Annotated in this window: 24 protein-coding genes; 14 read left to right on the top strand and 10 right to left on the bottom strand. The window is 41.7% G+C overall.

Annotated elements, in window-relative coordinates; genetic code table 11:
* Positions 1–87: 87 nt before the first annotated feature.
* Entirely contained in the window at positions 88–621 is a 534-nt protein-coding gene (folK, locus tag NMG48_RS21055; protein ID WP_271253347.1) for a 2-amino-4-hydroxy-6-hydroxymethyldihydropteridine diphosphokinase, read from the bottom strand.
* A 656-nt stretch (positions 622–1,277) separates the two neighbouring features.
* Between folK and NMG48_RS21050 the strand changes: the two genes are divergently transcribed.
* Positions 1,278–2,075, top strand: coding sequence for a transposase (locus NMG48_RS21050; RefSeq protein ID WP_271253346.1), 798 nt, complete (start codon positions 1,278–1,280; stop codon positions 2,073–2,075).
* Positions 2,076–2,146: 71 nt separating this feature from the next.
* Here the strand turns inward: NMG48_RS21050 and NMG48_RS21045 are convergent, their stop codons facing one another.
* The 3 genes from NMG48_RS21045 to NMG48_RS21035 are packed head-to-tail and all read right to left on the bottom strand — an operon-like array spanning position 2,147 to position 4,993.
* Positions 2,147–4,414 (bottom strand): NACHT domain-containing protein, encoded by a 2,268-nt coding sequence (locus NMG48_RS21045; protein ID WP_271253345.1) that lies wholly within the window; start codon positions 4,412–4,414, stop codon positions 2,147–2,149.
* 58 nt (positions 4,415–4,472) lie between these two features.
* Positions 4,473–4,703: a hypothetical protein gene (locus tag NMG48_RS21040; protein ID WP_271253344.1), complete on the bottom strand. Its 231-nt coding sequence runs from the start codon at positions 4,701–4,703 to the stop codon at positions 4,473–4,475.
* A complete protein-coding gene (locus NMG48_RS21035; protein ID WP_271253343.1) occupies positions 4,691–4,993 on the bottom strand; it encodes a hypothetical protein in 303 nt (100 codons plus the stop codon). The genes NMG48_RS21040 and NMG48_RS21035 overlap by 13 nt, the downstream gene beginning before the upstream one ends.
* Positions 4,994–5,089: 96 nt before the next feature.
* Between NMG48_RS21035 and NMG48_RS21030 the strand changes: the two genes are divergently transcribed.
* Positions 5,090–5,731 carry a Uma2 family endonuclease gene (locus tag NMG48_RS21030; RefSeq protein WP_271253342.1) on the top strand — a complete coding sequence of 214 codons (642 nt, stop codon included), beginning with the start codon at positions 5,090–5,092 and terminating at the stop codon, positions 5,729–5,731.
* A 58-nt stretch (positions 5,732–5,789) separates the two neighbouring features.
* Here NMG48_RS21030 and murA read toward each other — a convergent pair whose 3' ends face one another.
* Positions 5,790–7,169, bottom strand: a complete 1,380-nt coding sequence (gene murA / locus NMG48_RS21025; RefSeq protein WP_271253341.1) for a UDP-N-acetylglucosamine 1-carboxyvinyltransferase — start codon at positions 7,167–7,169, stop codon at positions 5,790–5,792.
* Positions 7,170–7,476: 307 nt separating this feature from the next.
* Between murA and NMG48_RS21020 the strand changes: the two genes are divergently transcribed.
* From NMG48_RS21020 to NMG48_RS20990, 7 genes are all read left to right on the top strand, one after another.
* Positions 7,477–8,190, top strand: coding sequence for a M15 family metallopeptidase (locus NMG48_RS21020; protein ID WP_271253340.1), 714 nt, complete (start codon positions 7,477–7,479; stop codon positions 8,188–8,190).
* An 88-nt stretch (positions 8,191–8,278) separates the two neighbouring features.
* Complete coding sequence (locus NMG48_RS21015; protein ID WP_271253339.1) at positions 8,279–8,509, top strand: DUF433 domain-containing protein; 231 nt, start codon at positions 8,279–8,281, stop codon at positions 8,507–8,509.
* Positions 8,510–8,512: 3 nt separating this feature from the next.
* Positions 8,513–8,869, top strand: a complete 357-nt coding sequence (locus tag NMG48_RS21010) for a DUF5615 family PIN-like protein (RefSeq protein WP_271253338.1) — start codon at positions 8,513–8,515, stop codon at positions 8,867–8,869.
* 90 nt (positions 8,870–8,959) lie between these two features.
* Positions 8,960–9,076 carry a M15 family metallopeptidase gene (locus tag NMG48_RS21005; RefSeq protein WP_271255300.1) on the top strand — a complete coding sequence of 39 codons (117 nt, stop codon included), beginning with the start codon at positions 8,960–8,962 and terminating at the stop codon, positions 9,074–9,076.
* A 133-nt stretch (positions 9,077–9,209) separates the two neighbouring features.
* Positions 9,210–9,554 carry a hypothetical protein gene (locus NMG48_RS21000; protein ID WP_271253337.1) on the top strand — a complete coding sequence of 115 codons (345 nt, stop codon included), beginning with the start codon at positions 9,210–9,212 and terminating at the stop codon, positions 9,552–9,554.
* Positions 9,555–9,591: 37 nt separating this feature from the next.
* On the top strand, positions 9,592–10,449 hold the full coding sequence (locus NMG48_RS20995) for a DUF1232 domain-containing protein (protein ID WP_271253336.1): 858 nt from the start codon (positions 9,592–9,594) through the stop codon (positions 10,447–10,449).
* Positions 10,450–10,720: 271 nt separating this feature from the next.
* Positions 10,721–11,512: a peroxiredoxin-like family protein gene (locus NMG48_RS20990; RefSeq protein ID WP_271253335.1), complete on the top strand. Its 792-nt coding sequence runs from the start codon at positions 10,721–10,723 to the stop codon at positions 11,510–11,512.
* A gap of 27 nt (positions 11,513–11,539) precedes the next feature.
* Here NMG48_RS20990 and NMG48_RS20985 read toward each other — a convergent pair whose 3' ends face one another.
* Positions 11,540–13,480, bottom strand: coding sequence for a S9 family peptidase (locus tag NMG48_RS20985; RefSeq protein WP_271253334.1), 1,941 nt, complete (start codon positions 13,478–13,480; stop codon positions 11,540–11,542).
* Positions 13,481–13,664: 184 nt separating this feature from the next.
* Between NMG48_RS20985 and NMG48_RS20980 the strand changes: the two genes are divergently transcribed.
* The 5 genes from NMG48_RS20980 (at position 13,665) to NMG48_RS20960 (ending at position 18,018) form a co-directional block, all read left to right on the top strand.
* Positions 13,665–14,240, top strand: a complete 576-nt coding sequence (locus tag NMG48_RS20980) for a Uma2 family endonuclease (protein WP_271253333.1) — start codon at positions 13,665–13,667, stop codon at positions 14,238–14,240.
* 101 nt (positions 14,241–14,341) lie between these two features.
* Positions 14,342–14,752 carry a Pepco domain-containing protein gene (locus NMG48_RS20975; protein ID WP_271253332.1) on the top strand — a complete coding sequence of 137 codons (411 nt, stop codon included), beginning with the start codon at positions 14,342–14,344 and terminating at the stop codon, positions 14,750–14,752.
* A gap of 4 nt (positions 14,753–14,756) precedes the next feature.
* Entirely contained in the window at positions 14,757–16,280 is a 1,524-nt protein-coding gene (locus tag NMG48_RS20970; protein WP_271253331.1) for a GUN4 domain-containing protein, read from the top strand.
* A gap of 227 nt (positions 16,281–16,507) precedes the next feature.
* A complete protein-coding gene (locus NMG48_RS20965; RefSeq protein WP_271253330.1) occupies positions 16,508–17,419 on the top strand; it encodes an IS982 family transposase in 912 nt (303 codons plus the stop codon).
* 158 nt (positions 17,420–17,577) lie between these two features.
* The gene (locus NMG48_RS20960; RefSeq protein WP_271253329.1) at positions 17,578–18,018 is read left to right on the top strand and encodes a BLUF domain-containing protein; all 441 of its coding nucleotides are present in this window, start codon (positions 17,578–17,580) and stop codon (positions 18,016–18,018) included.
* Between the two features lie 18 nt (positions 18,019–18,036).
* On the opposite strand, the gene NMG48_RS20955 is transcribed toward NMG48_RS20960, so the two are convergent.
* From NMG48_RS20955 to NMG48_RS20940, 4 genes are all read right to left on the bottom strand, one after another.
* A complete protein-coding gene (locus NMG48_RS20955) occupies positions 18,037–19,233 on the bottom strand; it encodes a pentapeptide repeat-containing protein (RefSeq protein ID WP_271253328.1) in 1,197 nt (398 codons plus the stop codon).
* A 47-nt stretch (positions 19,234–19,280) separates the two neighbouring features.
* Positions 19,281–19,979, bottom strand: coding sequence for a helix-hairpin-helix domain-containing protein (locus tag NMG48_RS20950; RefSeq protein WP_271253327.1), 699 nt, complete (start codon positions 19,977–19,979; stop codon positions 19,281–19,283).
* Between the two features lie 59 nt (positions 19,980–20,038).
* Positions 20,039–20,377 carry an NINE protein gene (locus NMG48_RS20945; protein ID WP_271253326.1) on the bottom strand — a complete coding sequence of 113 codons (339 nt, stop codon included), beginning with the start codon at positions 20,375–20,377 and terminating at the stop codon, positions 20,039–20,041.
* An 89-nt stretch (positions 20,378–20,466) separates the two neighbouring features.
* Positions 20,467–20,694 (bottom strand): hypothetical protein, encoded by a 228-nt coding sequence (locus NMG48_RS20940; RefSeq protein ID WP_271253325.1) that lies wholly within the window; start codon positions 20,692–20,694, stop codon positions 20,467–20,469.
* Positions 20,695–20,941 lie beyond the last annotated feature (247 nt).

Here is a 20,941-nt window from a genome sequence, read left to right as displayed (position 1 = left end):
AAAAACTGTGGCGCGTGCGCCACAGTTTTTTGGTTTTTATATTGTTGCTGTAGGAGAGCCTCTGTATCTCGCTTGCTGGAAAAGCGCCTATAATGCCAAGGCTTCAGTATTAATGGCAATCGGATGGCTCAGGTCTAAATCAGGGGGATTTTGGGCGAGATCGGCGATCGCTAAACCAGTGACAGGATGAATCCAATCGGCGGCGATTTCGGCTAGGGGTAAGAGGACAAAGGCGCGATCGCTCATTCTGGGATGCGGTAACACTAATTCGGGCGAGTCAATCAGGCGATCGCTATAGAGCAATAAATCCAGATCGAGGGTTCTAGCTCCCCACCGTTCGCGGCGTTCACGTCCAAAAATTTGCTCTATATAAAATAAAGCGCGTAATAACTGCAATGGACTAAGAATAGTTTTTAAAATTGCACAACCATTGATGTAGTCAGGCTGTGGGGCGGAATTTGGCAAGGTAATTGCCTTGGTGCGATACCAACGCGAAACCTTAACCACCTCTATTTCAGGATGATTAGCGAGTCGGGCGATCGCTGCTTGGACTATTTTTTCGGAGTCCCCGATTTCACTGCTCAGGTTACTACCGAGGGCGATCGCGCAAAGCTCTGTCATGAAGTTTTATCTAATTAAAAATTAAAGACGCTGCTATGCAACGCCTTTGTTGAATTATACAGTGCGATATATCCATACAAATCTGGAGGTGGATGGGCAGATGGTTGGAGTTTTTAAGCAGAGCATTCCCAAGTAGGGGTAGAGCATTTGCGTCAAGGTTTGTAAATTATCACGGAAATCTTGATACGCAAATGCTCTACCCTCTTCGCGTTTACCGATAATTTATCCCTGCGGTTTGGGAATGGTCGGTTAGACACAAGGAAAGGAAAATATTTGTTTACAGGTCGTAGGGGCAGAGCATTCCCGCAACAATTTATGAATTCTTAGATCCGTCTAAATCGGGAATGCTCTGCCCTTAATCTTCATCATTCACCAAAAATCTCGAACTGCCCGAAATATCTAATATAGCTATAGCCAAGTAAGTTAAGACATAAAACCCAAAAGAGAGTTGCGGCGCGAAGCGCCGCAACTCTCTTTTGGGTTTTGTTTTTGTCATAACATAACTGGCTATGGCTATATTTAATCTCTCAATCGCAGGTATAAATTGTTCGTAATAGCGAAGAGGGTAGAGCATTTGCGGATGGAGATTGTGGTGGAGTGTTGCGAGATAGTGGCGCAAATGCTCTACCCCTACAGAATTAATCAAAATCAAAATTATGGCTCGAAAACCACGCGAACTAAAAACTGGCTATTGCTATCACGTTACAGTTCGGTGTAATAATCGCGAATTTCGATTGATTCGGGATGAATGTCGAGAGGTGTTGCTCTTTTCTATTCAAAAATGTAAAGACAAGTTTGGGTTTAAACTCTATGCTCTGTGCATCATGAGCAATCACATTCATTATTTGATAGAACCTTCTCAACCAGAGAATTTACCAAAGATCATGCATTGGCTGAACTGGTATACAGCGATGTGTTTTAACCAGATGATGAATCGCACGGGGCATTTCTGGGAGAAGCGATATCACAGTACGGGGTTTGCGAATACGGATATGCGGTGGGCTTTGAATACGTTGCGATATATTCATGCGAACCCGAAGGCGGCGGGGATGCAGTTGGGATTTTTTTATGACTATAGCAATTATGGAACCTATGACCGCTTAACTGATGATGGGTTGACGCAGTGGCATCCTGCGTTTTTAATGTTGGGTGCGATGTTGGAGATCTGTGCAGCGAAGTATCGCAAATTTTGCCAGAAATATAAGCCGAAGCCGAAACCTGAGAGGCAAAATTATTGGGGTACGAAGTTGTTGGCGAATTTAAAAATTAAGGGCAAGACGGGAAAGGGTTGTCGAGGGCAGAAGTCGTTATGGGATGAGTGGGATAAGCCCGATGGAGAGATAAGACAAGTTGCTGAAAAATTTGTAATAGCAAATTGCTATGACCCAAAGGTGGCTTGCCAGAAATTTTCGGAAAAAGACAATGATGAAGGAGAGGCGGCTGGTGACAGGTAACGGATCTTGGAAAGGCGCATTATGTCGTAGGTAAATGTCGGTTTACAAAAGTTAAAAGAAGTGTGAAACGTTTATGCCTTACACTTCACAAGTCTCGATGCGAGAAAGAATATTCCATCCCATCTAGGGAGGTGTCCCTTCACACTTATAAAATTTTCGTTAAAAAATTGGTCGGGATAGTCCACCCATTTACCTTCGCTTTTCCATGCAGTGCGATCGCAAAATTTATCCCAAGTCTCAGAACTTGGCAAACTAAAATCTAGCTTACCACCACACTCGACATAAATCTGCTTCTGGACACTAAAGCCATACAGTCCATTGCTATGCTTTACCCAGAGGCGATCTATAGCCAATAGCTCATCACAAGGAAAGTTGCGTAAGTCATCTTCATCTAGCCATTGATTTGATTCTTTCCCGACTGCACTCAGCATCAATCTATCGGTTTCCCGATCCGCCTTTTCCCATTCCTTCGCCTTGAGATAAGTTTCTAATTGCTCATAGCGCTTATCGATCACTAACTTTTCGAGTGACTTTAAAACATCAGCCTTATTAGTTTGGCGATAAATGAGATCTACGAGGTCACGATTATCGAGATCGACTAGCCTTTGAATGAGTCTATTAGGATTTGGTGTCAGGCTGGCATAAAACAAAATCGTATCTTTCCATACGTTCAAGCTTAACTTCTTAAATAACAAAGACTCCCCATCTTCTTTTAAACGCACAAGTTCCGAAGCAGCTAGAAATTCTTGAAAGCTCAAATGGGAGAACTGATAGATATTTTCGTCTCTTCTAACCAACATCTCACTGATATCAGCCATTTGCGCCAAAAACTTTTCCACATTAACTTCACTATCAAATTTATCCAAACCAATCTTCAGCTTATCTAACAAATCATCACGTTGAATTTGTTTAAAGCCCTCTTCGCGATCGTTTGTAGCCCGTTTCATCATTTCTAGCGCCACAAATTGCAGCACCTCTTGACGCTGATTTGTCGATTTGAGTAATAATTCAATTTTTCTTAAACTCGGTCTGCGGTTTAGCTGTAACTCACAAATGCCTTGATATAGCTCCACCTTGCGCTTTGGTAGCTCTGCGCCTAGCTCATCCCGATGGTAGCGCACCATCATATTTAACAAGAGTGCATTACCTGCGATCGCATCTAGTTCTGGACGTTCCTTAATTTGCGCTAAGAGAGACTTTGCTTTGTTTTTAGCGGCGCGTTCCACATCTTTGCCAGAACGACCACCCCTAGCCATGATTTCTTGGCAGAGATACCACTGCTCGACAAACTTTTGACGTTGTTCCTGATTAAATTTCTCAATCCAAAAACTTGATGATGGCTTCTGAGCAGTATAGTTTTCGCGATAGGCAGTTGGACGCGAAGTGATGATAAAAACCGAATTGCGATATTTCTGCATCGCCGCACTTAGCCACTCACTGACCTTTGCTCTTTCCGAAATTGGTATTTCATCAAAACCATCAAACATCACCAATGCTTGACCTTCTCTAAGCAAGTTCAACACCCAATCTGGCGGCGCGACTAGCTCTTGATCTTCCAGCAATTTATTAACGTGATCATTGGTTAAAAATTCTGGCAAGCTTGGCGGATTATCTTGCGAGAGAGTCAGATAACAATCTGCTAAATAAACTAAAAAGGGAATGAACTTCGGCGCGTTATATTTGCCATAGGCGCGAGCGCTGTAAATAAATGAGAGATGCTTTAAAAGCGTAGTTTTACCAAATCCGCCCCAAGCATGAATCGCGATTTGTTTTAGTTTTGGTCTGTTTTGACTATTGCGTAGTAAATCCCAAATTTGGGTAGTCTTGTAATCTTCTAAGGATTCGGGACGATCATAGCCTGCATCCCTTGCACTAATCGTCAAACGCAAAGGGACAAAGATCTCCTGTAAGACAGGATAGTTATCAAATCCTTCGATCTCTCTAATGCCAATTGCCCGATCTTCATGGCAGGTAAGTTTTTGCTCTTCGAGATATTTTGACTCAAAATCAGATAGTTGAGAGACAACTTCCTTTAAAGCTTCCTGTTGTGATGATTTTGCCGCTAACTTTTCTCGCAAATGTTCCATCCCTTCTAAAAAACGATCGGCATCCTCAGCCCCTTTCTCTGCTAACTTTTCTTTTAGTCGTTCCAAAAAGTTTTTGACATAAGCCCAGAAAATCCCCAAAATCGCCGCCAAGACAAAACAAGTTAGTGCGATCGCTGCCATTACCCAGTCTTGCTTAATCAAATAATTGATAAATGCACTACCAGTAATGCCTAACGATGAAAAACTTAAAAATTTTCGCAGTCGAGATGGTTTTTCTGGTTCTTGAGTCATGGTGCTTAGGGCGATCGCATTTTAGTCAGTATAAACCGATATCTCAAGTATGTATAAATTACGAAATATCAAAATTCGCTTGACCTAATTCCACCGACACGCCATCAAAGCGATCGTCATTAGGGTGATAAGAAAGCAACTCAATCCCGATCGCCTCATCAGTATCAGCATCCTTTATCAGAATAATTCCATCACCCAGTTCAGAACAAATTTGATTCTTGCGAGGAGATTGCCAAAATACGGTTAGCAATTCCATTTTAGGTTCATAAAAAACTTTTATCTGTGCCATAGCTGTCTACCTTCCTTAATTGCATCAGTTTGATAAGCCGTAATTAGAAAACCATCTCCATTTAATTTACGGGCTACTGCTACTACCCAACGTCTTTCCCGTCTTTGCAAATAAAACAAAAACACATCAGAGTCCCGATTACTTTCTCGAATCTCGTCAGGTAGCTGTAAAGCAGCTTCTACCAATTCCTCTAAATCTGCGAGATCGGGATGTTTGACTAAAAGTTTTTGCCAATATTCGTCTGTTGTCCTGACAGTAAAGCCCAGTGGTGTTTTAACATCAAATTTCATGTTTTGATTATCTCATATTAGCTCTTGAGTCATGGTGTAATGGGCGATCGCTAGAAAACCACTATAATTATGACAGACTAACTCAAAGGTGCAGTCATGGTCGCTACTCCCGTTATCGCTCCAGTTAAACCCATCTCATCGACAATTTCTCCCGATGGTGCTGATCCTTCTCAATCAACATTTGTCACCTTAGAGGATTATCGATCGCTTGCGGAAGCCGCCGAAGAACGCCTCGAATATCGCAACGGAGAAATTTTTGTTATGTCTGGTGGTTCCCATCCCCATAGTCTTATTGCAGCAAATATCATAATTTTTCTGGGTATTAATCTGCGTGATACTGATTTTCAAATTTGTGGTAGTGATATGCGGATCTGGATTCCTGAATTTAACTGCGGAACCTATGCGGATGCCTTAGTGATTAATGGGGAGCCAGAATTTAATGATAATCGTACTGATGAAATTCTCAATCCGATATTGATTGTGGAAGTTCTCTCACCATTGACACAGGGGTATGATCGAGGTGAGAAATTTCGTAAATATCGCTCCATTTCTAGCCTTAGAGAATATCTATTGATTAGCCAATCAGAGCCATATATTGAGCATTATTCTCGATCTGAGAATGCTGATATATGGCAATTTCAAATAAGCGATCGCCTAGAGCAGAAAATCACATTACCTAGCCTCAATATCGAAGTTCCCATTACAGAAATCTATCGTCGCATCATCGGAATTAGTTAATGCGATCGCCTAATAAAAAAAAGACCGTCCTGAGTAATTAGGACGGTCTTTTTTTTATCTAGGCATTTACTGTTTCTGTAGTGCGGTAGAGCTTTGCGCCAACATTGCGTAACTTCTCTTCGATGCGATCGTAACCGCGATCGAGGTGATGTAAGCCCATCACTGTGGTTTCACCATCGGCGGCTAGTCCCGCGATAACCAATGCAGCCGAGGCACGTAAATCCGTCGCCATAACTGGAGCGCCCGACAATTGCGGAACACCTGTTACTACCGCCACATTATTCTTGAGGCGAATATTTGCACCCATGCGATTGAGTTCCGCAACGTGCTGCAAGCGATTTTCAAATACAGTTTCAGTCACTACGCCATTACCTTCGCAGATGGTCAGCAAAGCCATGAACTGCGCTTGCATATCTGTAGGAAATCCGGGGTAAGGCAGAGTTTCAATGTCAACTGCTCGATAGCGATCGCCACCAATAACGGTGATTGTGTCGGGGGCATCGATCCGCACGGTCACACCGATATCTTGCAATTTAGAAATAGCGGCGGTGAGGTGTGCGGGAACTACTGGTGACATTGATAAGGTCGATCGCGTAATGGCGGCTGCAACCATAAAAGTTGCGGCTTCAATGCGATCGGGAATGGCGGTGAAGTCAGCAAAATGGAGCCTATCAACACCATCAATGATGATGGTATTTGTGCCAGCACCATGAATTTTTGCCCCCATCGCAATGCAAAGATCCGCAAGATCGATCACTTCAGGTTCTTGGGCAGCATTTTCAATAATCGTTTGACCTTCGGCTAATGTTGCTGCCATCATCAAGGTTTCGGTCGCACCAACGCTGGGGCAATCGAGATAAATTTTTGCACCTTGCAAACGTCCATTCCGACTCTTGGCATGGGCGATCACGATGCCATGCTCAATTTGAACATCCGCCCCCAAAGCTTGTAAACCACGCACATGCAATTCGACAGGACGCGCTCCGATCGCACAGCCTCCGGGGAGAGGCATTCTTGCTGAACCTAATCTTGCTAGTAATGAACCTAGGGCGAAGAAACTCGCTCGCATCTTGCTGACCAATTCGTAGGGCGCAGAGTTGGTGGTCAGGTTGCTAGTGTCGAGATCGAGGACTTCACCATTGCGAGAAATTTTGACCCCAAGGGTTTCGAGAATATCGCCCATACGCTGCACATCAGCGAGGTTGGGGACGTTACGAATACGGCAGCCTTCGGAGGATAAGATTGTGCCTGCCATGAGGGCAAGGATCGAATTTTTTGCGCCGCTAATAGGGACATGACCAGATAAAGGGGCTTTACCGATGATGCGGAGGACTGGGGCGTTGGGTTCAATTTGTGGCATTTGCGAAAGTTCGAGCGTGGTTGATTCTAATGGCTCAATAATTTGTGAAGCTGTGCCGAGATCCATCGTCGATTGCATAGGCTGTAATGTTGGCTGTAGAGTGCTGGTTGTACCTGCATTGGTTGAACGGTTTGTAGAAATGATCGCCTTATCCTCCTCACATCAGAATTAACGTGGCTAAGAGTCTAGCGGAGTATATCCGATAAACTGTTAACTTTTGTACAGTAAGTGTATTTACTCATTATTAGCGATTAAGCCGTATATGGCTATAGCTGTTGACAATTAGGTATTGACTCTTGACAAAAAGCTTTTAGCTTGTGGCAATAAGCTTTTTGGAAGGCACTATGATGTCATCGGTTTGCAAATTTAGCAATACGCCTCTTCTATGAAACCCTATCAACACATTCCCATTGCCGATTGTAATGAGCCACTGGTCGCACTCTCCTCTGATCTCGACTCTGGCATCATAACAATCGATCCGCATCCATATATGTCTTTAGGCGCACCATATGGCGATCGCTCTCCTTTTTTTGTCCGCCAAGGAATTTTAGAAAGATTGCAAAAATCCCAAGTCTATTTGCAAACCCTTCAACCTAATTGGAAAATTGCGATTTTTGATGCCTATCGTCCGATTCCTGTGCAGCAGTTTATGGTGGACTATAGCTTTGTTCAGTTAGTAGAAAGTAAAGGCTTAGAAATAGATTCGCTTACTGAAGATCAAAAAAATTCACTTAATGCCGAAGTAATGAAGTTTTGGGCAATTCCTAGCCAAGATCCGAAAACTCCGCCTCCTCACAGCACAGGTGCAGCGATCGATGTGACCTTGTGTAGTTTCAATTCTTCCGTAGGAAGGATTGAAACTATAGATATGGGTTCGCCAATTGATGAAATTAGCGATCGCTCTTTACCAGATTATTTTGCTAATTCTAGCGATGAGCAAGAGATGGAATTTCATGGCGATCGCCAATTACTAAATGAAGTAATGAATCATAGCGGATTTGTGCGGCATCCAAATGAATGGTGGCATTTCTCCTATGGCGATCAAATTTGGGCATGGATTAGTCATGAGAAACTCGCAATTTATGGAGGAGTTAGATAGTTCAATATTTTGGAGAAATGTAGAGATTATTTGGCTTTATATCGAACAGAAACGCTATATTTATGATGTTGACTACATAGCTTAAGTTATGGACTGGCAAACTCGAATTACTGTTAATCCTAATATTTTAGTTGGCAAGCCAATTATTAAAGGAACAAGACTGGCAGTTGAATTTATTATTGATCTTCTGGCACAGGGTTGGAGTATTGAAGAAATTCTGCGAAATTATCCAGGTATCACTGTTGCGGATATACAAGCTTGTCTCAGCTATGCCAGTGCTGCTCTCAAATCCGAAAAAGTCTATGCTATTTCTACTTAATCTATGAGATTCCTTGCTAACGAAAATTTTCCCTTTGATGCTGTTGAAGCGTTACGTCAAAACGGACATGATGTTGCTTGGATTAGAGTAGAATCCCCTGGAATCTCTGACCCCGAAGTGTTGAATCGTGCTCAAGTAGAAAATCGCATTCTTTTAACCTTTGACAAAGATTTTGGAGAATTGGCTTTTCGTTCAAAATTGCCTGCTACTATTGGCATTATTTTATTTAGGATTAAAGCACCATCTGGAGCAGCAGTAGCTGAAAAAGTTTCTAGAGTGATTGCCATGCGTGATGACTGGCATGGACATTTCAGTGTTATTGAAGAAGACAAGATTAGAATGAGAACTCTTGAGAAATAAGGCGATCGCTCTTTACCAGATTATTTTGCAAGTTTCCGTAATGCCCAAGCGGTGGAGTTTCATCGCGATCGCCAATTATTAAACGAAGTAATGACCCATAGCGGATTTGTGAGACATCCACATGAATGGTGGCATTTCTCCTATGGCGATCAAATTTGGGCATGGATTTGTAATGAGAAACTTGCAATTTATGGAGGCGTTGTATAAGTTCACACAAAGTGATTATTTAGAAAGATATTTAGATGTATAATAACTGAATATATCGGCAATCATATGTATATAAATAAATTTGCAAATTACATTTATCTGCCTAATCTAAGCTCACAATTCAAAATTTTATATGGATGAACTAGTAAATAAATTAGCTGGAATGGGAGTTTCTGGTCTAGTTTTAGTGGGATTGGTTGCAACTTCTTCTTATGCTGGAGCTGTTGCTATAACAACATCTTTAGCACTTTTAGGAGGTCCTTTTGGTATGCTTGGCGGTGTAGTTGTCCTTACTTTGATTGCATCAGTTTCTAGCATGATTGCAAAAGTTGGAGTAGAAACTTTCGCGAAAGCTGTAGTAAAAAAGCTGATGGATAATGGTGCTTCAACAAGTTCTATTATCCAAGAAATTAGTAATTTTCCAATGATTACAGAGGGTTTAAAAGCACAACTGCGAGAATATGTTCGCCAAATGTAAAAATGAAATCACATCTTTATTTATATTTTTTTAAAGTATGAGCTATTCTTTCCATCCTGCTAAGTTACCTGAAAATCATCAATTAAGTTTTTATGGCGCTCTGTTTGCAATTGCAAAAGCAGATGGCGAAATAGCTCTTGAGGAATCTCAAGCTATCTTTAAAACTATAGATTACACAGCTCTCTCTGATTCTGCAAAACAAGAAATTCAGTCATATATACAACATCCACCATGTCTAGGAAAATGTCTAGATGAACTTCAAGGAGCAGAAGATAGTTTACGTTGGGGTCTTCTTTTCTACCTTATCTATGTTGCTTGGGTAGACAAAGAAATTAAGCCAGAAGAAGAAAAAGCGATCTGTATCGCTAAAGAAAAGTTTCATGTTACAAATAGTCAGCTTGAGGCATTACAAAATTTTGTGCAACGACTGTTAAATATCCGTGCAAGCAAACTTAATGCAAAAGATTTAGTCAACAAGTCTAAAGAGGCTGCGACTTCAATATTGTCAAAACAGGAAATTCCAGTTCTTGATTTTTTTGTAAATCTAAGTATTGAACAACCTATAGTTGATGGGTCTTTGTATACAGAAGAAGGTTTTTGGAGAAAACTTAAAAAATTTGCCCTTATTGCAGGTAAAGAAGTGATAGAGAAAGTCTTGTTACTCTTTTATGCAGCACAACAACCTAATGTTCCCATCAAAATTAAAAGCATTATATTTGGTTCCTTAGCATACTTTATTCTACCTTTTGACGCTATTCCAGATATAGTTCCAGTTGTCGGATTTGGAGATGATCTAGCAGCTCTGGCAGCAGCGATTGCTGTCTGTACTTTTTATATTACTCCTGAAGTTAAAGAGAAGGCTAAGCAGAAAATGAGTGATCTATTTGGTATATAAACAGGTCATTTGTTAGTAGTCAGTCAAGAGATATTTGTCTGATAGATATGAATTGAAAGTTATGACAATCACTATTTTTAGTGTCAGTGTATTGTATATAAATTTCGTAAAATATCTTAATAAAATGCAACACACCTTAATTTGGATAGTTGCAGATTCTTTACTAATTCAAGAAGGTGTGAAATGTCTTACTTTCCTAGTTATCCAGAATTGATACCTATCTCGAATAGGGTAGGTTAATGTAATGTAATACTCCCTAATTATCAACACTATGCAGAATACTTACGAAATTCTTAATCAGACTCAACGACAACGGGTAAGTGATGGCGCGATCGCCTCAATATTTGATAAATGCCCATCAACCTCGCGCAAATTAATTTTAGTACTACCTCAACTAGGCGACTTCGATAGCCTTGAATATATTTGGTGGATTCAAAGAGAAATTGACAGAATTAAGGCTGAAGGAATTGTAGTTAGGGCTGTAGGCATAGGCGATCGCCAATCAGGAGAATATTTCTGTAAATTTACAGAATTTGATCCTAACTGGATGTTTATGGATAAAACAGGAGAACTACATCGACAGCTAAATCTCTATGCTGGACTCACAACTAAGTTTCCCTTGCTATCCTCTGGACAAAGCGCATGGGTCAATCTGATGCTGATGTGTGCAGGGATTGGTAGCCAAGGCACATTAAAAGAAGTGTTTCGAGGGTATAAAGGCGATCGCAAAGCACCACAATTAATCGCTGATGAGGAAGTCATCAAAGCCGCACCATTACCGCCATTAAAAGGTTCTTTTTTTAAGTGGGCTGGCGGTTCAGGTTTTCAGCGTCCTTTTGAGCTTGCCACACTACGCTTACGAAATATGGCAGAAGTTCTAGGCAATTGGAACGCTTATGTGCCTGATGCCTCATACATGACTCAGCGTGGGGCGACATTTCTATTTGATACCCAAGGCGCATTAATTTACGAACATCGCGATCGCGGCATTCTCGGATTTGCCGCAAATCCGAGCTATCCCTTGTCATTCTTATTTCAAAAAGAACTGTTGACTACTAAGTAGATAAATACGGGCTTTGCCCGTATTTATCTACTTGTTTTCGATCGTGATCGCTTCGATCTCATCCGCAGGAGTAAATCCAAAGATCTGGGAATAGAAATAGAACTCCCCATCGAGGGCGCGTTTGATATTTTCGGCTTTACGGAAGCCGTGTTGCTCACCTTCAAAGGGAACATAGGCAACGGGTAAACCTTTCTTGCGTAAAGCCTCCACCATCATTTCCGCTTGATTGGGAGGGACAACTTTATCTTCTAAGCCTTGGAAAAAGGCGATCGCGCAGGATAGCTTATCGGTGAAATGAATGGGCGATCGCTGAATATATAAGTCCTTTTGTTCGGGATATTTGCCGATCAAACTATCGAGATAGTGAGATTCAAATTTATGGGTGTCGGTGGCTAGAGCTTCGAGATCGCAAATGCCGTAATGACTTGCCCCTGCCTTGAAATCGTCACGGAAGGTCAAGGCGCAAAGGGTGGTATAGCCGCCCGCACTACCGCCCGAAATTGCTAAGCGATCGCCATCGACTAAACCCTTGTCCGCAAGGAATTTTGCCCCATTGGCGCAATCATCGACATCGACAATGCCCCAATTACCCTTGAGGCGATCGCGATATTCGCGCCCGTAGCCTGTGCTGCCGCTATAGTTGACATCTAGCACCGCAAAGCCTCGGCTCGTCCAATATTGAATGCCAAGGCTCAAACGGCCTGAAGTAGATGCGGTGGGACCTCCGTGACTTTTGACTAGTAGTGGTGGTTTCTCATTAGGTTCTGCTTGAAAGTCTTTGTTTTTGGGTAGATAGAATAAACCATGAGCCGTCTTTCCATTTTCTGTTGGAAATTCCACAGGCTGAGCCGCCGAAATATAGTCGGGATCAAGCTGCAAATCAGAAGCAACCCGCACTTTTTGCCAAGTTCCCTTGGTGATATCTAGCAACACGATCGCTGTTGGTTCCGTTGTTGAGCCACCATGAAAGACAGCGCGATCGCCTTCGCACTGGATGCCTGAAATGGAAGTAAATGGTAATGCAATCTCTTGTAAACCTGCTTCAAGATTCGCAGGATCGAGAATTGCTAAATGGGATTTACCATGCTGTGTATAGGAGCAGAGGATTTTACCATCGCCTGTAAAGTCATAGGTTGACATCCCGAAAACCCATTGCGGTAAGCCAAATTCTGCTTCCATTGGCGCAAGGGCTTGAATTGTCAGATCCTCTGCGGCGCGATAGAGATTCCACCAACCCGTGCGATCACTGACAAAATAGAGATTGCCATCGGGCGACCAGCGCGGCTGAAAGATCGATTCCTGTTCACCACCAGCCACTAATTGCGGATTCTGAACGGAGATAACACCTACTTCCGTTTCTACTAGATCCGCAACCCATAGTTCCGTTCCATCCCAAGGCATATTCGGATGATGCCAACTAATCCATGCTAGCTTATCGCCCATAGGATTTAAGCATGGCGAAGCATAGAAATCTGCACCCGCAACTAATACTTGAATATCTTCCCCATTGCTGTTATTTACCGCCACTAAGGTATTAATCGGTTCGCCACCTGCGGTATGGTCTTCGCGCACGCAAATTAATTTGCCATAGAGCCGATTCCACACAAAATCTGCATAACGATAAGCACTCTCAGTGGTTAAAGGTTTGCAGGAGCCGCCACCAACTTTACGATAGATACAGCGATCGCTAAAGTTCGAGAAATAAATCCTTCCATCATCTACCAAATATTCGCCGCCGCCATATTCATGCACTAGCGATCGCACGTTTAAGCTGGCAGGAGTCATCTCGCGATAGTTGCCTTCGCTGTCATAGCGCATAATCACATTGCGCCCCCCTTCCGTCGGTCTGCCCTCATTCCAATAGACATAACCACTATCAATGGCGATCGCGCCGAGGCGAATACTACTAGAAACAATCAAATCAGAACTAATCGGTGATTTCCAAGAACCGTAGGGAGACATTACCATGAGTTTTACTAAAGTTTTTCTATCTATAAATGATTATATCGCGATCCGCAATTCTCATTATGTAACTGATTTTGGTGTTAACGCCAAAATTGTTTTTGAAAGCCCACCGCAGGTGGGCTTTCAAAAACATGACTCAGCGCTTGTGATAAAATCGGAATGTAGGCTCAAACCCTTACTGAGAACTATGAACGCTTTAACAATCAGCCTAGAGTCTGTCATCGATCTTACCGATGAACAGTTCTTTCAACTTTGTCGCAAAAATAGTGACCTCAGATTCGAGCGCAATGCTCAAGGAGATATTACCGTCATGGCTCCAGAGGGTGGCGAAACAGGGATGCGTAGTGCTAGCATCACCACCGATTTAGGAATTTGGAATCGCCAGACTAAGTTAGGCGTTACTTTTGGCTCGTCCACAGGTTTTAAACTTCCTAATGGTAGCGATCGCTCTCCTGATGCCTCATGGATCTTGAAAGAGCGATGGGAAGCTTTAACGACCGAACAGCGATCGCGATTTGCGCCAATTTGTCCAGATTTTGTGATTGAGTTAATGTCTCCTAGTGATAACTTGAAGGTCACGCAAGCGAAGATGCAGGAATATCAAGACAATGGCGCAAGGCTTGGCTGGCTGATTAATCGCAAAGATCGCGAAGTGGAAATCTATCGTATTGGGAAGCCTAAGGAAGTTTTACAAAATCCGAGTTCTCTCTCTGGGGAAGATGTATTACCTGAGTTTGTATTGAGCCTTGAGGAAATTTGGTAATAACCCGATAGCTACTGACTGTTGGTATCGGCTGCATGATTACTTATCAAATATGAGAAAATAATGCATAATTGCTAGAAATATGCAGTCTAGAGGCAAAAATGCAGGAACAAGATTGGAGTGATGAGGAACTGTGGATCGTGACCGCTAGCGATCGCCAAGAATCTCAATCTGGGCAAAAGACAGTTGCTTTCAGTCCCGCTAACCCACGCTCAGCAGCAACAGTATCAGGGGAAGCGATTAAAGAAAGTCGGGTGAAAGCGGAGAACTTGGCGGCGCAGATGTCCCAGTTTGTGCGGGTGATTGGTCGAGTCTTTGCTGATGCTCAAAAACAAATTGATCCCCAAGCAGGGCTACAACTAGATGAGATCAAATTGGCGGTTGACATTTCTGCTAAGGGTGAAATTAAGCTCTTGGGTACGGGGATTGAAACCTCTGGAAAAGGGGCGATCGAGTTAAAATTTAAGCGAGCAGAGTTACCTAAAAAATCTCAGCCTTCGGAGTCTGTTTAAAGGTATGGCAAGAAATTTCGCGGTGGTCGTCGGGATTAATAATTACAAAAAAATCCAGCCTCTAAAGTATGCCAAAAGCGATGCTGAGAAGATGCGTGATTTTTTCATGCAGGATTTGCAGGTTAGCCCTGAAAATTTGTACTTTTTTTCTGACGATTCTCCATGCGATGTTTGGGGCAGGGATACCCAACCAACCTACAGCAATCTTGAAACTTTTTTTACGGAAAGTTTTGAAACTCCATTCCTAGAGTCAGGTGATACGCTGTGGTTCTACTTTAGCGGTCATGGAATGCCCTATGAAGGCAGAGATTGCCTTTTGCCAATTGATTTCAGTCTCAGCATTGCTTCCAAGACAACAATTCCCTTGTCAAGTATTACAGATCGTTTGCGGCGGAGTGGGGCGGACAATGTGGTGATGTTGATCGATGCTTGTCGCAGTGATGGTGCGAAGAATGCAGGTATGGGCATCGGTGAGGAGAAGCAGCAAGGTGTAATCACGTTCTTTTCTTGTAGTCCGTCACAGGTTTCCTATGAGATTGATGAGATTGGGCAAGGGGCTTTTACAAATGTGTTGCTGGAGGCTTTGCGGATTCAGGGTGAGGGGAATTGTGCGACAGTAGAACGTTTTGCTAATTATTTGAAATTTCGTGTACCAAAGTTGACGCAAAGGTACAAGAATTATGCACAAACTCCTTACGTTGTGGTTGAACCTGAAACTAAGTTGCATTACATTCTGTTGCCGAAGTTTGCCAATCTTACTGATATTGCTTTACTAAGAGAACATGCGCTCCAAGCGGAAATTGAAGAAGATTTTACTCTGGCTTTTCAGTTATGGATGCGGATAAATGTGGCATCTGGTGGAACGGATATAAAGGTGATTAATGCTTTTCAGCGTTTGGCTAATAAGCAATCTATTCCTAATTCGCAATTAAAGGAAAGATTTAGCGATCAGGGTAGTAAAAAATCTGTAGCGCCGCCTGTTCCAGAGGTCAAGAAAAATCCTGTAGAATTGGTGAGTGCGAAGGGGATTGATTATCGTGAGTTGGAGAAATTGCTAAAGTCGCAGGAATGGCGCAAAGCGGATGAACTGACTGCTAAATTGATACATCAGTTTGCTTATCGGGAAAAAGAGGGTTGTCTAGATAGTGAGAAGATTGAGGCTTTCCCTTGCGAAGATTTGCGGACGATCGATCAGTTGTGGGTGCATTACAGTAATAGCAAGTTTGGCTTTAGCATTCAGAAAAAGCTCTGGCTAGACTGTGGCGGCGAAATCGGCAAATTTGATCATAAGGTGTTTAAAAAATTTGCGTCAAAAGTTGGTTGGTATCATCCACAAAGAGACAACTGGAGGACGCATACTGAATTTATTAATGACACAAAAAATACACAAGATTCTCTTCTAGCAAGCTTTCCAAAGATGTTGAGATTTTATAAAGGTAGTGGGGATGGTGGGTACGATGATTTGCTTAATGGTTATCTCTTCTCTCTTAGAGCGATTTTTTCTCTAGCAATGACTTATGAACTTTAGCGAATAAGCATTACAGTCCAATATCAAGAAATCGTTACAATCCTATTTCTACTACATAATCGCCTTCCAGAACTTTTGTTACCTATCACCACCAATCCTCCTGTAGGGGCAGAGCATTCCCACCACAATCTATAAATTCTGCAACCATATTAACGTGAGTTCGACGGAGTAGACAGAAGCAAAAGAAAAGCTGAGACTAGGTTTGAAGCAAAAAAGGTCTCAGCAATATGAACAATATCGTATCGCACTTAGATATCACACGAATCTTCTGTGAAGTAGATGATTTTTGCCAAAGTTTTGAAAAACACTGGGAAGAGCAACCAATGTTGCCATCAATGATAGGAGAAAGAAAAAGTCGTTCCAGAATGAGACTGAGTGAAGTGATGACGATAGAGATCGCCTTTCATGGGTCAGGATATAAAACCTTCAAAGAGTTCTATACCCTAACTGTAATACCGTTTTGGCGAAAAGCTTTTCCGCACTTAGTAAGCTACACCCGTTTTGTCGAGCTAATGCCTTGGACAATGATGTTGTTATGTTGCTTTCTCCATACCCGTAAAGGAGAAGTGACAGGGATATCATTCATTGACTCCACGCCAATAAATGTCTGTGTCCCTTGCCACGCCCACGCTCACAAAGTATTTAAAGGAATGGTCAATTGGGGCAAAAACTCAGTCGGATGGCACTTTGGTTTCAAACTACATTTGATTATTAATGACAAAGGGGAATTGCTTGCTTTCAAACTCACACCAGCCAATGTCGATGACCGTGAACCTGTGCCTGAGATGGCTCAAGACCTCTTTGGTCAATTGTTTGGTGACCGTGGTTATATCTCCCAAAAGTTGTTTGAAAAGCTCTATGAACAAGGTTTGCAACTGATTACCAAGCGCAAGAAAAATATGAAAAACTGTCTGGTCAAGTTGATTGACAAAATTCTGCTTTGCAAGCGCGCAATTATTGAGTCCGTCAATGACCAACTCAAGAACATTTCTCAGATTGAGCATTCTCGTCATCGCAGCTTTTTCAATTTTCTCGTTAATCTTCTTGCTGGCTTAGTTGCCTATACCTATCGCCAGTCTAAACCTGCTTTAGATCTTCAGCCTAAAGGCTTGCCTGCTCTTCCTCCTGCCATCTTTTAGTTCGTCGAACTCACGTTGATTTATAAAAAAAGGATAGATTTATGTACAAATATTCAAAAAACTTCTAAGTGGATTGATCACCCCTCAAAAGATTGCCGATGAATTGTCTACGATGTTTGGTAGTCTGATATACATAAACTTGGCGTATGTATTAATCTATGGCTCTCTATCGCTTAATTTATGTTAGTCAGGCGATCGCAGGACTAGAATATCCCGACTTGGTAAATATCTTAGAAAAGTCAGAACAGAACAATAGAACAGTAGGCATTACAGGAATGTTGAGTTTCGGTGATGGGATGTTTTTGCAGGTATTAGAGGGCAGTCGGCGGGTAGTCAGTCAGACCTATAATCGCATTTTGCTAGATAAGCGCCATGTCAATGCAGAATTAATCGAGTTTTCAGAAATTGAACACCGTGATTTTGGACTTTGGTCGATGAAGGTAGTGCAAATGGATAGTCAACCACAGCTTCGCAACATTATTCTAAAATATTCGAGTTCAGAGACTTTTTCGCCTATCTCGATGACTGGTAGACAAAGCCTGAGCTTTTTGCGTGAACTCACAGAACTCTATCAAAAAGGCACTATCTCTAATAATTAAATCCTGAAGTTAGTAAACCTAAATCCAGCTTTGCAAAAGCTCTGGGGGAACCTGAACAAACGTATTATTCGCTAGGAGTTTATTTAATTCTTGATTCTGTGAATTGAGGGCATCCAATAAACGCTCCCTAAAGGCTGGATTTCTCCTTAGTTGATATTTAATTTCTAATTTGAGAATAGTTTGGCGATCGCTTTCTGAAGCATCAGCATAGCGTTGAGCATATTGCTCAGATAACTCTCCAAAGATCTGATGAATTTCTTCGATGAGAAGATATTGCTGTAACAGATCTGAACCTCGATCTTCTAATTCTGCGATCGCATTTTCTTTACTTACTAATTTTGCCAAATCCCCTTGAGCAAACCTAGTTTTAGGATTAAAAGGACGGCGATCGCTATATCTCCTGAGAATATAATCAGGCAAGCTCCTAAGAACATGCTTCAAATAGATAGAATCACAAATTACCTGATCAAAATTAGTACCTGAATCAATTGCCCAGCCTTCAATACAAGCATCAGTCAGATTCGCAAAACTAAAGTTAGTTGCTAAAGCTTTAACTTGAAATAAATCTGCTCCAGATAAATTTGCTCTCAATAGATTTGCTTTACTAAGATTTACAGCGAAGAGCTTAGCTTTAGTCAGATTGGCTCCTTCGAGATTCGCCGCAAAGAGGTTCGCAAAGTCTAGATTAGCTTCACTAAGATTAGCTCCACTCAAGTTTGCTTCTTCAAGATTTGTTTGATTGGCAACTAGAGATGGAACTGTGTTCCCCAGTAATAGCGATTGAATATTTTTAGCTTTGACAAATTCAGGTATTCCTAAACTAAGATTTGCCTTGTGTAGATTTGCATGATTAAGATCTGCACCTGTTAAATCAGCCTCACAAAGTAGTGCCTCGGTCAGAATTGCTCTTTGGAGATTGGCATTTTGCAATTCTGCACCACTCAACAAAGCTGAACTCAGATCTGCATCATTGAGATTTGCTCCCCTCAATTTTGCCCCAAACAATGTGGCTTCATGCAAATTTGCGCCACTGAGATTAGCCTTGCTAAGATTTGCCCCACTGAGGTTGGCTTTACGGAGATTTGCTTGAATGAGATCTGTCTTTTCAAAGTTTGCGCCAGCCGCACTAAAACGCTGCCCATTCTCCCCGTGACTATCTAACCATAGCTTATGTTTCGCTAAGCTTTCTTTCAGAGACATTTTGAAAATTGACATGATAGCCCTCTCTGATGAATCTGGTGGAATGGAAATTTTCAGTGTGTTTAGGTAAGATGACGATAGGCACTAAAAGGGATGCCAGTACGCCTTTTGATATCCATAATTGATTTAAAGTCTCCACGACGTTGACGCTCTTCAGCGATCACTTTCGCAGCATTTGGTTCTATGCCTAAGCCAATCAAATCATCTACATTCATAGAGTTAATCCGCTTCCATGAATAACCTGCCTCTTGGCGATAGTCATAGCTAAACGTGATCATTGGCTCAATTTTTCTGAGGGTGGCATTAGGAATTTCGATAATGTCATGGAGTTCCTCTATGCTAGTGAAGATATGTCCTTCATTGCGTAAGGATTCAATATCATTGGCATAGACAATCGGTAATCCCAAAGTATTGACCATGTCATTTTTAGAACAGGTGTTAATGTCAATCTTGGGACGATTTGCAGCGATCGCTCCAAATAGATTGGCATCTTCAGGTAATGCTAGATCTTTGGGATAAGTTTTAATTAAATAACTCCGTTTAAGCGCAAAAGCAGTGGCGATTTGAGCAATCCAAGCAACCATGATTGCTTCATCGGGAATTGGTAGAAATATGACAGCAACAAAGGCTGCCCCAATACCAATCCAGAGATTGGAGCCAGATTTTACACCAGCATAAGCGATCGCCCCACCACCAAAGACTGGGACACAAGAGCACCAAACCCATGCTGGTATTTGATCAAACCATGAAGGTTGAGACATAGCAATCAAAGTTATTACGAGTTATTAATAATTAAAAGCTAAAAGCTAATGGCTAAAAGCTAAATATTCTTAAGCAGCTTCTTCCTTTTTTCTTCGTACTCCTCAGCAGTGATCACACCTTCATCATAAAGTCTCTTGAGATCGCTGAGGGCAGATGTTGAATCTTTGACGGATGGATTAGTTTGTGGGGCATTACCACCATTAAATCTACGGTTAAATTCGTCATCACTCATCACTAACAGCATAATGAATTCCACAAATGCGGCTAGGGATGGAATCCCAGTCCAAAAAAATAGTAGATAAACAATTCCCCAGCCACTTTGTCCAAGATAAAATTTATGTGCGCCAAATGCCCCTAAGAAGAAACACCAAAGAATGGCACTAGTCCTATTTTTCATAATCGTTTCCCTTATTTGTTCTTTTTTCTTTTTAATTTTGCTAAATGCTCAAGAAAATTTAGATTTTACGAGAGTCTAATGAGAGCAAATCATGACTCAGAATCGTTTCCTTTACTAAGCTGTCCCAGTTTCTTGCTCAATAAATATACCAAGACTATTCCCAGTTTGGCTTCAAGTAGAGTTATGTAAATTTGCAAATAGATATTTGTGTCAGGATTGGCATTAAGTGTAAAGGCAGCTATCCCCACCAGAGTGTAGGGTAAAAATTTCAGTTTTTTGATGGGGTTTGCCGTCACATCTTTAAACCCAGCTATCATTATTTTTTCCTGCAAGAGCGATATCTAAGAATAATGCCCTATTCATCTTTAAAACTCAATGTGGCAATAGATTTCGGCGATCGCTAATTCAGTATTTATATATATTCCACTGAAATCGACTGATCTGAACAATCAAAATCCATCTATGTCAGTTTTTTGCTTACTTGCTTAGGAATGGAACGATACAACTAAAAGACAAAGCTTATATCTTAGTCTAAGAAGCTTGTTTAATTAGATCATCATAGCT

The organism is Pseudanabaena sp. Chao 1811, assembly GCF_027942295.1.
In the GTDB taxonomy this organism is placed as follows: Bacteria; Cyanobacteriota; Cyanobacteriia; order Pseudanabaenales; family Pseudanabaenaceae; genus Pseudanabaena.
Note: the sequence above shows the minus strand (reverse complement) of the source record. Positions and strands in the feature narration are given on the sequence as shown.